This window comes from Mycobacterium kansasii ATCC 12478, from assembly GCF_000157895.3.
Classification (GTDB): Bacteria; Actinomycetota; Actinomycetes; order Mycobacteriales; family Mycobacteriaceae; genus Mycobacterium; species Mycobacterium kansasii.
This window is the reverse complement of sequence record NC_022663.1, coordinates 5,491,834-5,504,962: the sequence shown is the minus strand read 5'-3', so window position 1 is coordinate 5,504,962 and position 13,129 is coordinate 5,491,834. Positions and strand designations below refer to the sequence as shown.

Annotated in this window: 16 protein-coding genes; 2 read left to right on the top strand and 14 right to left on the bottom strand. The window is 64.9% G+C overall.

Annotation, left to right across the window (positions count from 1 at the left end; genetic code table 11):
- Positions 1 to 51: 51 nt before the first annotated feature.
- The 3 genes from lppU to MKAN_RS23810 all read right to left on the bottom strand — a co-directional run bounded on the left by lppU (position 52) and on the right by MKAN_RS23810 (position 1,947).
- Positions 52 to 570 carry an LppU family putative lipoprotein gene (lppU, locus tag MKAN_RS23820; protein ID WP_023372452.1) on the bottom strand — a complete coding sequence of 173 codons (519 nt, stop codon included), beginning with the start codon at positions 568 to 570 and terminating at the stop codon, positions 52 to 54.
- Between the two features lie 11 nt (positions 571 to 581).
- Positions 582 to 851, bottom strand: a complete 270-nt coding sequence (gene rpsO, locus MKAN_RS23815) for a 30S ribosomal protein S15 (protein WP_023372450.1) — start codon at positions 849 to 851, stop codon at positions 582 to 584.
- Positions 852 to 972: 121 nt separating this feature from the next.
- Positions 973 to 1,947 carry a bifunctional riboflavin kinase/FAD synthetase gene (locus tag MKAN_RS23810; RefSeq protein WP_023372448.1) on the bottom strand — a complete coding sequence of 325 codons (975 nt, stop codon included), beginning with the start codon at positions 1,945 to 1,947 and terminating at the stop codon, positions 973 to 975.
- Between the two features lie 219 nt (positions 1,948 to 2,166).
- On the opposite strand from MKAN_RS23810, the gene mntR reads away from it, so the two are divergent.
- Positions 2,167 to 2,859: a manganese-binding transcriptional regulator MntR gene (mntR, locus tag MKAN_RS23805; RefSeq protein ID WP_023372447.1), complete on the top strand. Its 693-nt coding sequence runs from the start codon at positions 2,167 to 2,169 to the stop codon at positions 2,857 to 2,859.
- A 2-nt stretch (positions 2,860 to 2,861) separates the two neighbouring features.
- Here mntR and MKAN_RS23800 read toward each other — a convergent pair whose 3' ends face one another.
- From MKAN_RS23800 to MKAN_RS23750, 11 genes are all read right to left on the bottom strand, one after another.
- Positions 2,862 to 4,115, bottom strand: coding sequence for an acyl-CoA dehydrogenase family protein (locus MKAN_RS23800; RefSeq protein WP_023372446.1), 1,254 nt, complete (start codon positions 4,113 to 4,115; stop codon positions 2,862 to 2,864).
- 15 nt (positions 4,116 to 4,130) lie between these two features.
- The gene (locus MKAN_RS23795; RefSeq protein ID WP_023372445.1) at positions 4,131 to 5,321 is read right to left on the bottom strand and encodes a lipid-transfer protein; all 1,191 of its coding nucleotides are present in this window, start codon (positions 5,319 to 5,321) and stop codon (positions 4,131 to 4,133) included.
- A gap of 111 nt (positions 5,322 to 5,432) precedes the next feature.
- On the bottom strand, positions 5,433 to 6,329 hold the full coding sequence (truB, locus tag MKAN_RS23790; RefSeq protein WP_023372444.1) for a tRNA pseudouridine(55) synthase TruB: 897 nt from the start codon (positions 6,327 to 6,329) through the stop codon (positions 5,433 to 5,435).
- Positions 6,326 to 7,009, bottom strand: a complete 684-nt coding sequence (gene pptT / locus MKAN_RS23785) for a 4'-phosphopantetheinyl transferase PptT (protein ID WP_023372443.1) — start codon at positions 7,007 to 7,009, stop codon at positions 6,326 to 6,328. The genes truB and pptT overlap by 4 nt, the downstream gene beginning before the upstream one ends.
- Positions 7,006 to 7,971: a metallophosphoesterase family protein gene (locus MKAN_RS23780; protein WP_023372442.1), complete on the bottom strand. Its 966-nt coding sequence runs from the start codon at positions 7,969 to 7,971 to the stop codon at positions 7,006 to 7,008. Before MKAN_RS23780 ends, pptT begins: the two co-directional genes overlap by 4 nt.
- Before the next feature lie 70 nt (positions 7,972 to 8,041).
- Positions 8,042 to 8,602 (bottom strand): LppA family lipoprotein, encoded by a 561-nt coding sequence (locus tag MKAN_RS23775; RefSeq protein WP_036391357.1) that lies wholly within the window; start codon positions 8,600 to 8,602, stop codon positions 8,042 to 8,044.
- Positions 8,603 to 8,620: 18 nt separating this feature from the next.
- On the bottom strand, positions 8,621 to 9,181 hold the full coding sequence (locus MKAN_RS23770; RefSeq protein ID WP_036392045.1) for an LppA family lipoprotein: 561 nt from the start codon (positions 9,179 to 9,181) through the stop codon (positions 8,621 to 8,623).
- Positions 9,182 to 9,224: 43 nt separating this feature from the next.
- On the bottom strand, positions 9,225 to 9,785 hold the full coding sequence (locus MKAN_RS23765; RefSeq protein ID WP_036392043.1) for an LppA family lipoprotein: 561 nt from the start codon (positions 9,783 to 9,785) through the stop codon (positions 9,225 to 9,227).
- Between the two features lie 43 nt (positions 9,786 to 9,828).
- Positions 9,829 to 10,392 (bottom strand): LppA family lipoprotein, encoded by a 564-nt coding sequence (locus tag MKAN_RS23760; protein ID WP_023372438.1) that lies wholly within the window; start codon positions 10,390 to 10,392, stop codon positions 9,829 to 9,831.
- A complete protein-coding gene (locus MKAN_RS23755) occupies positions 10,392 to 12,080 on the bottom strand; it encodes an alpha/beta hydrolase family protein (RefSeq protein WP_023372437.1) in 1,689 nt (562 codons plus the stop codon). The genes MKAN_RS23760 and MKAN_RS23755 overlap by 1 nt, the downstream gene beginning before the upstream one ends.
- Before the next feature lie 3 nt (positions 12,081 to 12,083).
- Positions 12,084 to 12,404, bottom strand: coding sequence for a hypothetical protein (locus MKAN_RS23750; RefSeq protein ID WP_023372436.1), 321 nt, complete (start codon positions 12,402 to 12,404; stop codon positions 12,084 to 12,086).
- A 135-nt stretch (positions 12,405 to 12,539) separates the two neighbouring features.
- Here MKAN_RS23750 and MKAN_RS23745 point away from each other — a divergent pair, with 135 nt between their 5' ends.
- Positions 12,540 to 13,121 carry a DUF3558 domain-containing protein gene (locus MKAN_RS23745; RefSeq protein WP_023372435.1) on the top strand — a complete coding sequence of 194 codons (582 nt, stop codon included), beginning with the start codon at positions 12,540 to 12,542 and terminating at the stop codon, positions 13,119 to 13,121.
- The last annotated feature ends 8 nt before the right edge of the window (positions 13,122 to 13,129 follow it).

Below are 13,129 nucleotides of genomic sequence, written 5' to 3'. Positions count from 1 at the left end.
CCGGCTAACTGCGGGGACCGGGAAGACCCGGATGCCCGATATGTCCGACCACTATGTCCGCGGTCCGTTGGTGACGTCCTCGACGCACACGGCGAACCGCCGCTGGGTGTAGGTGTAGCCCACGCCGCTGGCACATTGGTCGGCGGTGACGGGCGGCTCCAAGTTTTCCAGGATCTGCGTGGCCCGCTGCCGATGCGGCGCCGACGCGTCGTTGCAGTCCACCCGGAACGGTTCGGTTTTGTGCGCCGGGTCGACGCTCATGCAGCCGCCGACGACCCAATCGACGTCCAGGCATAGGGTGCTGTTCTCGCCGCTTAACGAGTTATGCATGGAATATGAGGAGTCGACGTCGGCCGGGCATTGCGTGCGCTCGCCCCCGGGCTTCACCACAGCGACGACCTTGAAATTAGAGTCCGGGCTGCCGCACGCCGCCTTGGTGGCCTGTGGTCGGTCGGGTGTGCCGCCGAGCTTGAGACAATCCCCCACCTTGAGGTCGACCAGGTTGGTCGCTGACGAGCACCCCAGCACTATCCCGGACGCCGCCACGACCACGGACGCGAGGGCGCGCATGCCGCCAGGTGTCAGCGACGCAGACCCAGCCGCTCGATGAGCGAGCGGTAGCGCTCGACATCGATCTGGGAGATGTACTTGATCAGCCGTCGCCGGCGGCCCACCAGCAGCAGCAGCCCCCGGCGCGAGTGGTGGTCATGCTTGTGCACCTTCAGGTGCTCGGTCAGGTCGGCGATCCGCTTGGTCAGCAGCGCGATCTGCGCTTCGGGGGATCCGGTGTCGGTCTCATGCAGACCGTAGGTCTTGAGAATTTCCTTTTTCTGCTCGGCAGTCAGCGCCACGAAACATCTCCATCAATTGGTCCGCGATCAAGGAATTTTTCGGGCACGGCCACCGCGAACCGCAGCACGCACCGAGTAACGACGGGCAGTCTAGCAGCGGTTCAGCCCGGCGGCATAACCGTCAGCCCCCGGTCAGCAACGCCCGGGTGCGCTCGGTGTCGGCGGCAATCTCGGCGACGAGGTCACGAACCGATTCGAACTTCTTCTGGCCACGGATCCGAGCAACGAAGTCCAGGGCCACATGTTGGCCGTACAGGTCTGCGGTGGTGTCCAGCACGAAGGCCTCGACGGTACGGGTACGCCCGGAGAACGTCGGATTGGTCCCGATCGACACCGCGGCCTGGTAGCGCTCACCGGGAATCACCGCCCCGGTTGCCGGGCCATGGCCCAAAACCGTGAACCAGGCCGCGTACACACCGTCGGCGGGGATGGCCGAATACATCGGGGGTGCGATGTTAGCGGTGGGAAAACCGAGCTCGGCCCCCCGCCCGTAGCCGCGGACCACGACGCCTTCGACGCGGTGGGGGCGGCCTAGTGCTTCGGTGGCCGCCATCACGTCACCCGCGTCCACGCAGGACCGGATGTAGGTGGACGAGAACGTCACGGTCTCGTGGCTGTGGTGCTCGGACACCAGCGACATCGCCTCCACCGCGAACCCGAACCGCTCGCCGGCCCGCCGCAGGGTGTGCACATTGCCGGCCGCCTTCTTACCGAAGGTGAAGTTCTCACCCACGACGACCTCAACCACGTGCAGGTGCTCGACCAGCAACTCGTGGATGTAGCGGTCCGGGGTGAGCTTCATGAAGTCGGTGGTGAACGGCATCACCAGGAATACGTCGATGCCCAGCTCTTCGACCAGCTCAGCGCGGCGAGTCAGCGTCGTCAGCTGCGCCGGATGACTGCCGGGGTACACCACTTCCATGGGATGTGGATCGAATGTCATCAGCACGGTCGGCACGCCGCGGGTACGGCCGGCTTTCACCGCGTGCGCGATCAACTCCGCGTGCCCGCGATGCACGCCGTCGAACACCCCGACCGTCAGTACGCATCTACCCCAGTCCGTGGGGATCTCGTCTTGGCCGCGCCACCGCTGCACAAAGGCAAGCCTACGGTGCCGGTTGAGCTGTGGCGGGCAAGTTACGCGGGTTGCGGCGGCTCATTTGCGGTTCGAGACTGCGCTGACCGCGCTGAGACTGCGTCCACAGCGTCGATCGCGGTTGGCTAGGCGCGCTCACCGCAGACTCGACGGCGGTACCGGCCATCCGAGGTGATCGCAGCCCCGGTTTCAGCTCAGATCCGCCTAAACTTTCAGGTTGTGAGGGCTGACGAAGAGCCTGGCGGCCTTACCACGGTTGCCCAGGACTACCTGAAGGTGATTTGGAAGGCCCAGGAGTGGTCGTTGGAAAAGGTCAGTACCAAGATGCTGGCCGAGAAGATCGGGGTCTCGGCCAGCACGGCCTCGGAGTCGATCCGCAGACTCGCCGAGCAGGGTCTGGTCGACCACGAAAAATACGGCGCGGTGACGTTGACCGAAGTCGGCCGCCGCGCGGCGCTGGCGATGGTGCGCCGACACCGGCTTCTGGAAACTTTCCTTGTCAATGAACTCGGCTACGGCTGGGACGAAGTGCACGACGAGGCCGAGGTGCTCGAACACGCCGTATCGGATCGGCTGGTGGCCCGGATCGACGCCAAGCTGGGCTTTCCGCAGCGCGATCCGCACGGCGATCCGATTCCGGCCTCCGACGGGCAAGTGCCCACGCCGCCGGCCCGGCAATTGTGGGAGTGTCGCGACGGCGACACCGGCACGGTGGCCCGCATTTCCGATGCCGACCCGGAAATGCTGCGGTACTTCGACAGTGTCGGAATCAGCCTGGACTCGCGGCTGCGGGTTGTAACGCGGCGCGAATTCGCGGGCATGATCTCGGTGACGATCGAGTCCGGTGACGGCGCACCGACGCCCGTCGACTTGGGCAGCCCGGCGGCACGAGCGATCTGGGTGGTGGCCTAGCGTCAGGCCAGCAGTCCCTTGGCGATATGAGTCACCTGAACCTCGTTGCTGCCGGCATAGATCATCAGCGATTTTGCGTCGCGGGCAAGCTGTTCCACCCGATACTCGGCCATATAGCCGTTGCCGCCGAACAACTGCACGGCTTCCATCGCGACGTCGGTGGCGGCCTCCGACGAATAAAGCTTGATCGCCGATGCTTCTGCCAGCGACGGGAGCTTGCCGGCCTTGAGCCGTTCCAAAATTTGAAACACCATGTTCTGCACGTTGATTCGAGCAATTTCCATTTTGGCAAGCTTGAGCTGGATCAGCTGGAACTGTCCGATGTTCTTGCCCCAGAGGGTGCGGGTCTTCGCATACGCCACACACAGCCGGTGACATTCGTTGATGATGCCCAGCGCCATCAACGCAACCCCGAGGCGTTCCGCGGCGAAATTGGCGCGGGCGCTGTCGCGCCCGTCGCCGTTTGTGTGTTGTTCCTGCTCCCCCAGCAGACGGTCCGGAGTCAGTCGCACGTTGTCGAAGAAAAGTTCGCCGGTAGGCGACGACATCATGCCCATCTTCTTGAACGGCTTGCCCTGCGTCAGGCCCGGCATTCCGGCATCCAAAACGAAGGTGAGCACCGGCCGGTTGCGCCGGTCCGCATCGGAGTCGCCAACCGGGCCGTCGTCGAGTTTGGCGTAGACCACCAGCACGTCGGCGTCGGGACCGTTGGTGATGAAGGTCTTCTGCCCGTTGAGAATGTAGTCCGCGCCGTCGCGCTTGACGTGGGTTTTCATGCCGCCGAACGCATCCGAGCCCGAGTCAGGCTCGGTGATTGCCCACGCCGCGACCTTTTCCAGCGTCATCAGCTCAGGCAACCAGCGCTCCTTCTGGGCCAGCGTGCCGCGGCTCATGATGGTCGCCGCCCCCAACCCGATGCTGACCGCGACCGTGCTGATCAATCCGATGCTCACCCCCGCGAGTTCGGACACCATGACCGCGACCATCGACGCCTGGGCACCGAGGACACCGAAACTGCTTGAGCTGCTGGCGCTTTCGCTCTTCCCCAGCTGCTCACCCCGCTCCCGGTCCAGCATCGACTTGACCGATTCGGCGGCCACCGCGTCGAGGCCGAACTGGCTGAACAGCTTGCGCACGATCGGATATGGCGACAGCGCACCGGTTTCCAGTTCGTCCAGATTCGGCCGGATTTCTTTGTCGATGAATTGGCGAACCGCGTCGCGCATCATCAGATCGGTCTCGGACCACTCGATCACGGCGCGCGCCCGATTTCAGCGCTCGGCGCGCTGGTAGGCGGTGACGACGGCGGCGCCGCCCAGCCCGATGTTGTGTTGCAAAGCGGCGGTGACGTTGTCGACCTGCCGCTTGTCTGCGGTGCCGCGCAGCTGCCAGGTCAATTCGGAGCACTGCGCCAAGCCCGTCGCGCCCAGCGGATGCCCCTTGGAGATGAGACCGCCGGAAGGGTTGACCACCCAGCGTCCGCCATAGGTGGTGTCGCCGTTGTCGATCAGCTTGGGCGCCTCGCCCGGGCCGCACAGGCCCAGCGCCTCGTACAGCAAGAGCTCGTTGGCCGAAAAGCAGTCGTGCAACTCGATCACCTGGAAGTCCTGGGGACCGAGCCCCGATTGCTGATAAACACGTTGTGCCGCCTGGACATTCATGTCGTAGCCGATGAGGTTCTTGGCGCTGCCGTCGAAGGTGGACGCGAAATCGGTTGTCATGGCCTGGCCGACGATCTCCACCGCCTGGCCGGCCAGCCCGTGACTGTCGACGAACGACTCCGATGCCAGGATCGCCGCAGCCGAACCGTCGGAGGTCGGCGAACATTGCAGCTTGGTCAGCGGGTCGAAGATCATCCGCGACGCCAGGATGTCGTCGAGGGTGTAGGACTCCTGGAACTGCGCGTAGGGGTTGTTGACCGAGTGTTTGTGATTCTTGTAGCCGATCTTGGCGAAATGCTCTGCTGTGGTGCCATATTGCTTCATGTGCTCCCGGCCGGCGGCGCCGAACATCCACGGGGCCACCGGCATGGCGAACTCGTCGATCTGGGCCAGCGCCTTGACGTGTCTGGCCATCGGCGATTCGCGGTCTTGCGCACCACCGCTCAACGAACCGGGTTGCATCTTCTCGAAGCCGAGCGCGATCGTGCAGTCGGCGATTCCGCCGCGGATGGCCTGGGCCGCCAAGAACAGCGCCGTCGAGCCGGTCGAGCAGTTGTTGTTGACGTTGACGATCGGGATCCCGGTCATGCCGAGCTCGTAGAGCGCCCGCTGCCCGGACGTCGAATCGCCGGCGACATAGCCGACGTAGCCTTGCTCGACGTCGTTGTAGTCGACGCCGGCATCGCGCAGCGCGTTGGTTCCCGATTCCCGCGCCATGTCGGGATAGTCCCAGCCTTCGCGGCGGCCCGGCTTCTCGAACTTGGTCATGCCCACGCCGACGACGAAAACCTTGCTAGGCATCTTGGGAGACATGCACGCCCCTTCCATTCGAGCAGCGGCCGCCCGGCGAGCGCCGTTGGCCTGCCTCCCAGTGTGCAACCTGGATACCGACGGACAACAGCCCGGGTGCCCCTACAACGTTGCCGGACGAATTACGACCACGGATCTGGTCCGTGGACCGTCGTCGCGCAGCAGCGCAATCACCCGCCCGTCGGCGTCGGCGGCGGCGTATATGCCGTCGATACCGGCCGGCGCGAGGGGCCGGCCGTTGGCGGTGGCCTCGGCCTCCCCGGCGGTGAGGTCGCGGCGGGGGAACATCAGCAGACATGCGTCGTCCAGGCTCAGGCTGAGTTGCGGATGCTGCGCCAGCTCGTCGAGCGAGCACGCCTGGTCCAGGCCGAAGCGGCCCACCCGGGTGCGTCGCAACGACGTCAGGTGGCCACCCACGCCAAGGGCATCACCGAGATCACGGGCCAACGCGCGAATGTAGGTGCCCGACGAGCAGTCGACTTCCACGTCGAGGTCGACGACGCCGTCGCCGCCGCGTCGCGCGGCCAGAACGTCGAACCGGTCGACCCGTACCGGCCGAGCTTGCAGCGCGACGTCATGGCCCTGGCGGGCGAGCTCATAGGCGCGACGGCCGCCGACCTTGATTGCACTTACCGCCGAGGGCACCTGACTGATGTCGCCACACAGCCCGGCGATTTCGCTGGCGATCTGCTCATCCGTGACATGCGCGGCGGAAACGGTTTGCAACACTTCGCCTTCGGCGTCGTCGGTGGACGTGGACCGGCCCAGGCGGATGGTGGCGGCATACGACTTCGACGTCGCGGTCAGCAGGCCCAGGATCTTGGTGGCGCGTTCGATTCCGATGACCAGCACGCCGGTGGCCATCGGGTCCAGCGTCCCTGCATGGCCTACCTTGCGGGTGGCGAAGATGCGGCGGCACCGCCCCACCACGTCGTGACTGGTCATTCCGGCCGGCTTGTCGACCACCACAAGGCCTGGGCCGGTGCGGCTTTGGCTCATAGCACGATAGCGGTGAGCACCAGGCCACGTTCGACCGACCATCGGCCGCTCAGCGTCGTCAGCGGCGGACCCGATAGAGCCGACGGGTCGATCAGGATGCGCGACCTGAAGCGGCCCGTCATACCGGAGGCGTCGGCGTCGAACGTGATGTGGGCGTCTTCGAAACCCAGCCATCTCTCGGTCAGCGGGAACCACGCCTTGTACGTTGCCTCCTTGGCGCAGAATAAGATTCGGTCCCAGTGCAGGCCGGCCGGCATGCTGCGGGACAGTTCGGCGCGTTCGGCAGGCAGGCTGATCGCGTCGAGCACGCCGTTGGGCAGCACGTCGTGCGGTTCGGCGTCGATGCCCACCGAACGCACCGCCCCGCTGCGCCCGACCACCGCGCCCCGATAACCGGTGCAGTGGGTCAGACTGCCGACGACGCCGTCGGGCCAGCAGGGTTGTCCCTTGTCGCCCTTGAGAATCGGCACCGGCGGCACGCCGAGCTCACGCAGCGCGACGCGGGCGCAATGCCGGGCGGTGATGAATTCGTTGCGGCGCTTGTCTACCGACCTGGCAATCAACGGCTCCTCGTCCGGCAAGGGCGCCAGACCGGGCGGGTCGGAGTACATCTCGGCGTACGCCAGATCCTCGACCACCGCGCCGGGCAACACCGACGACACCAGCATGCTCGTCGTCACCGCCGTAATTGCCGCTGCCGCAATCGTTCCCGGAATTGGGCGGCTTGGGCACGCATCTCGGGAGTGATGACAAAGTGGCCGCCGAAGTCGTTGAGATAACCCGGCGCGTACTGCGGGTCGGGCAGGACTTGGCGCAGCCAGCTGTACGGCTTGCGACGACGCCATTCCCGCGGGTAGCCCACCGACACCTCTTCGAAGCGCACCTCGTCATGCCAGGTGGTGCGGGGAATGTGGAGATGGCCGTATACCGAGCACACGGCGTTGTAGCGGGTGTGCCAGTCGGCGGTCTTGGTGGTTCCGCACCACAGCGAGAATTCCGGGTAGAACAGCGCTTCGCAGGGCTCGCGCAGCAGGGGAAAGTGGTTGACGAGCACGGTCGGTTGCATCCAATCGAGCTGTTCAAGACGCGCGCGCGTGCTGGCCACCCGTTCGTGGCACCAGGCGGTTCGGGTGGAGTACGGCTCGGGTGAGAGCAGGAATTCGTCGGTGGCCACCACGTTGCGTTGCTTGGCGATCGCCATGCCCTCGGCTTTGCTGGTCGCGCCGTGCGGCAGAAAGGAGTAGTCGTAGAGCAGGAACATCGGAACGATGGTGGCCGGGCCGCCGCGTTCGGTCCACACCGGAAACGGGTGCTCGGGGGTCACGACGCCCAGTTCGTCGCACATATTGACCAGGTAGTCGTAACGCGCTTTGCCGAAGATCTGCGCGGGGTCGCGGTTGGTGGTCCACAACTCGTGGTTACCGGGCACCCAGATGACCTTGGCGAACCGCCGCCGCAGCAAGTCCAGTGTCCAGCGGATCTCGTCGGTGCGTTCGGCGACGTCGCCGGCGACGATCAGCCAGTCGTCCGGCGACGAGGGGTGCAGCGACTCGGCGACGGGCTTGTTGCCCAGGTGACCGGTGTGCAGGTCGGAGACAGCCCACAGCGTCGGCTGTCCGCCGGTCGACTCGCGCCCTGTCACGATCAACCACCCTAATGAACTGGCGAGGTGGAGACGAATTGTTCCTTGTCACACGCTTTGCTGCGGCGCGCTACGGGGTGGGCGTGGGTTTGGGCGTGTCGGTCTGGCTGATGCGGCAGTCCGATTGCGCGGTGAGCGATGACGCAACCTGGGTGCCGAGCTTGAATATGCCGCCAGCTCCGGAAATGTATATGTCGTGGTCACCCGGCTTGTCTTTCATGACACCAAAGTTGGTCACGCCGAATTGTTTTGCCCCGTCCTTAACGATCTGAACGGCCTGCGGCCAGTTGTCGTCGGGGATTGGTCCACTAAACCCGACCATGAAATAGGCCGCTTTGGCCCTGGTCCACTCGTAGTCACCGCCGCAGCCAGTCCAGGTATCCATGTCCATCGACCAAGTCAACCCAGGCACCAGGGCCGTTATCGCGTTGGCCATCTGAGTCACCGCGGCCCGGTACTGATCCTTGGCGGCCTCTAGCGGCGGCTTAGCCCGCAGCGGGTTCTCCAATTCGGCCACCTTCTCCGGGCTCAACGGGCCTTCCTCTCCACGACCGGTTCGATGACCGATGCGACCGCAGCCTAAGCCCATCACAAGAATTAGGACCATCAGCCACGCCATGGGCAATCGCATCAATGTCCTCTCCGGCGGCTAGGAGGTTGGCGGTGGTTTCGGGGTGTCGGTTTCGCTGATCCGGCAATCTGACTGTGCCGTGAGGACCGCCGCTTTCTGAGTGGATAGCTTGAACTCGACTCCGCCATGGCCCGCGATGTAGACATCGTGATCGCCAGGCTTGTTTTTCATCACCCCGAAGTTGGTGGCGCCGAATTGTTTACCACGGTCTTTGACGATCTGCACGGCCTGCGGCCACTTGTCGTCCGGGATTGGTCCACTGAAGACCACCATGAGGTAAGCCATCTTGGCGTCGGTCCATACATATTCGCCTTCACAGTGGTTCCAGCTGTCCATATCGGTTCGCCAAGTCAACCCCGGCACCAAGCCTGTGATCGAATTGGCCATCTGCGTCACCGCGGCGCGATACTCCTCCCTGGCGGCCTCCAATGAAGGCTTGGCCCGCAGCGGGTTCTCCAATTCGGCCACCTTTTCGGGGCTCAACGGCCCCTCCTCACCACGACCGGTTCCATGACCGATGCGACCACAGCCCAGCACCATCACACAAACCACGGCCAGCCAGGCCACAAGCCATCGCATGTCGGGAACCTGCGTCACTAGTCTTTTGCCACGGTCCGAACCGCTACGCGCTGGGGGAGGGTTTCGGCGTATCGGTTTGGCTGATGCGGCAGTCCGACTGTGCGGTGAGCGATGACGCGACCTGGGTGCCGAGCTTGAATTCGATACCGCCGGCTCCGGAAATGTACACGTCGTGGTCTCCCGGTTTATCCTTCATGACACCAAAGTTGGTTGCGCCGAACTGTTTTGCCCCGTCCTTAACGATCTGCACGGCCTGCGGCCACTTGTCGTCCGGGATTGGTCCGCTGAATCCGGCCATGAAATACGCCATCTTGGCGTCGGTCCATACATATTCGCCTCCACAGTGATTCCAGCTGTCCATATCCATCGACCAAGTCAACCCAGGCACCAGGGCCGTTATCGCATTGGCCATCTGAGTCACCGCGGCCCGGTACTGATCCTTGGCGGCCTCTAGCGGCGGCTTGGCCCGCAGCGGGTTCTCCAATTCGGCCACCTTTTCGGGGCTCAACGGCCCCTCCTCGCCACGACCGGTTCCATGACCGATGCGACCACAGCCCAGCACCATCACACAAACCACGGCCAGCCAGGCCACAAGCCATCGCATGTTGGGAACCTGCGTCACTAGTCTTTTGCCACGGTCCGAACCGCTACGCGCTGGGCGAGGGTTTCGGCGTATCGGTTTGGCTGATGCGGCAGTCCGATTGCGCGGTGAGCACCGCCGCCTTCTGAGTGGATAGCTTGAACTCGACTCCGCCATGGCCCGCGATGTAGACATCGTGATCGCCAGGCTTGTTTTTCATCACCCCGAAGTTGGTGGCGCCGAATTGTTTACCACGGTCTTTGACGATCTGCACGGCCTGCGGCCACTTGTCGTCCGGGATTGGTCCACTGAAGACCACCATGAAATACGCGGCTTTTGCCCTGGTCCATTCATAATCGCCACCGCAGCCCGTCCAGGTATCCATGTCGGTCCTCCATGTCAACCCGGGCACCAATGCTGTGATTGCATTTGCCATTTCGGCCGCCACAGCCCGGTACTCGTCCTTCGCTGCTTCCAGCGCCGGCTTGGCGCGCAATGCGTTCTCAAGTTCGGCGACCTTCTCCGGGCTCAACGGCCCCTCCTCTCCACTACCGGTCCCATGACCGCTGCGACCGCAGCCCAGCACCATCACACAGACCACGGTCAGCAGCCACGCCATCGGCCACCGCATCAGTGCCCCCCTTCCGGTACCGGGCCCGGCGCGCCGGGCATGCCACCGCCCAGAACCGGCGGAAGCAACGGCGCCTCCACCTTGTTGCCGGGCAGCCCGGCGGCGATCGCCGCGAAGTTGTAGCCGGACATCCGCAGCTGCGGCTGGCCAGCGGCGTCTTGGAAGACGCGAGGATAGTCGCCATGGGCATACACCCCGTCACGCCAAATGCCGCTCCGATCGAAGCCGGCCTGTGACGAGAGTTCGGTCAACCCGGGGGTCAGGTAGGGGTCCGGACCCCAGCCGTGCAGTGGTGCCACCGGGGCCACGAGATCTGTGATGAGGTCGTGCGGAGCCTGCATGACGTAGGCCTGCCCGTGGTCGAGCCCGAGCTGCGCCGGGCTGTACAGTTCCAGGCCGGGCGAGCCGTAGAACACCACATCGTTAACCGGGTGGGAACCGTGGGCGTTGAGGTCCTGCAAGGCCAGCGACGCGGTTAGCGACCCGTAGGAGTGTCCCAACACCGTCAGGTGGCCATTGGGGTTGTTTGCTCGGACCTGCTGCAGATACTTTGATAAGTCCGCAGCGCCGGCTCGTGCCTGCTCGTCGGTCATGGTCTGCCACAAATCGCCCGCGCTCCCGGTGTCGAGCGGGTTGGGCGGCGGCGTGTAGCCCATCCAAGCGATCGTGGCAACTGACGCGGGCTTGCCGGCGGCATTGAGTTGCCGAATTTCTTCTCTCTGCAAGTTGCGGGCCTCGGTCACCATCCCGGGCAAAGTACCTCGAGTTGTGGAACCCACCCCAGGCACGGTCACCGACACGTTGGCCGCGGTATCCGGATTGCCGACGGCCACGGCCGCCAGCACCTGCTGGTGCGGGTCGTCGGGAATCCGGAGTTGGGCGAGGTAAGTCTCCGGGGCATTGCGCAGCGCCTGATCGACGGCGTCAAGGTCGGCCAGCCGACCCTTGGCGGCACTGAGCTGACCATCAAGGGCGGCAAGCTGGCCCAACGCGTCGCTGTTCAGGATGCCGTTGTTGTAATCTCTGGCAGCCTGTGCCGCAAGGTCGTCGTATCGTCCCTGCAACTGTCCGATACGGGCTTGCAGCTTGGCGCGCTCCTCGCGCAGCCGCTCCTCGTTGGCGTCGCTGGCAAGCTGTGTCGGTGTCAGGCCTTCGGGACCGACCGGCGGACCGGACTCCGCCGGGATGGGCGCATCTCCGTCAGCCATGTTGACCGCTGAGGCCAATTGCTCGTCGACGGCGTTGGCCTCGGCAACGATCACATCGAGCTCGGCCTGCAGCTCCGCTTGCTTGGCCAGCATCCGCGCCCACTCGGCCTCGGTATACCGCAGTCCGGGGACCGGCACCACCTTGTTGCTGAGCGCGTCGACCGTCAGCTCGGCGGCCGCGGCGGCTTTGCGTAGTGCGGCCAGGTCCGATTGAACCTTCACAATGCCGTCCGCGGCCCTGTCAGCCGCGCGGGCAACGGCCAACGCCTCGTAACCGTGGGCGTCGAGATCGCGGCGAAGCCCCTCGTTTTGGTGTGCCGCCGCCTCAGCGGTCTTGCCGCCGGAGCTCGCAAATATCGACAACGTCGCCAACTGACGGGACACCTCCAACGTCACCTCGGCTCGGGACTTGGCGGCGTGAAACACCTCCCGGACCGCTTGCGCGTTCCACCGATCGATATCGGCCACCGTCAAGGACACCGATCACACCTGACGCGTCGTACCGACGGCAGAAGCGCCGACCCGCGCTAACGCATGTGCCCTTTCCTCCTCCGCCGCCGCGTGCCGGACAGCGGCCTCGTGCAGGCCGCGTGCGTGGTCACCGACCCGGGTCAGCAGCGCCCTGGACACCTCCAACCAGTCGCCCAGTTTGGCATCGAACGCCGTCGCCGAGGCGCCTTGCCAGCCCACCTGCGCCGACTGAAGCCGATAGTCGGACGTCAAATGCGCGGTCGCCAACCCCTCACCCTGACCGGTCACGTGCACCGCCGAGGACATCCACTCCTCCGGGCTGAGCTGAAACATCCCAACCTCCTGATGCCATGTGGAGACCCCAGCATGCCAAGCGCCTCATGGGTGCACAACTCAGCGAACCTCTGTGACGGCGCGGAGGCGACTTGTACACTCCCGGCAAAGGGACCGCCAAAGGCAGGGGGTGTCGTGTTCGCCAAGGTGCGTCTGGCCGGAGCGCTCGGTGCGCTGGTCACAGCTGCCGTAGCGGGGACCGTGGGCTGGCATGGCGCCTCGGCGTCGCCGGCCGACGGCAGTGTCGAGTTGCGGTCAACTGCAGAACCGATGTCGACCACCATGAAGAGCCCCATCGTGGCGACCACCGATCCGAGCCCGTTCGACCCGTGCAACGACATTCCCTTCGACGCAGTCCAGCGCCTCGGCCTCGCCTACACACCGCCGGAAGCCGAGGAGGGGTTGCGGTGCCACTACGACGCGGGCAACTATCAGCTGGCCGTCGAGCCCATCACCTGGCGCAGCTACGCCCAGACTCTGCCGGCGGACGCCATCGAGACCACCATCGCCGGCCACCGCGCCGCGCAGTATTGGGTGCTCAAGCCGACCTACCACAACAGCTTCTGGTACTCCTCGTGCATGGTGACGTTCAAAACGAGCTATGGGGTGATCCAGCAGTCGCTGTTCTACTCGACGGTCTACTCCGAGCCCGACGTCGACTGCCCCTCCACCAACCTGCAACGGGCCAACGATCTGGCTCCGTATTACAAGTTCTAGGCCGCGCA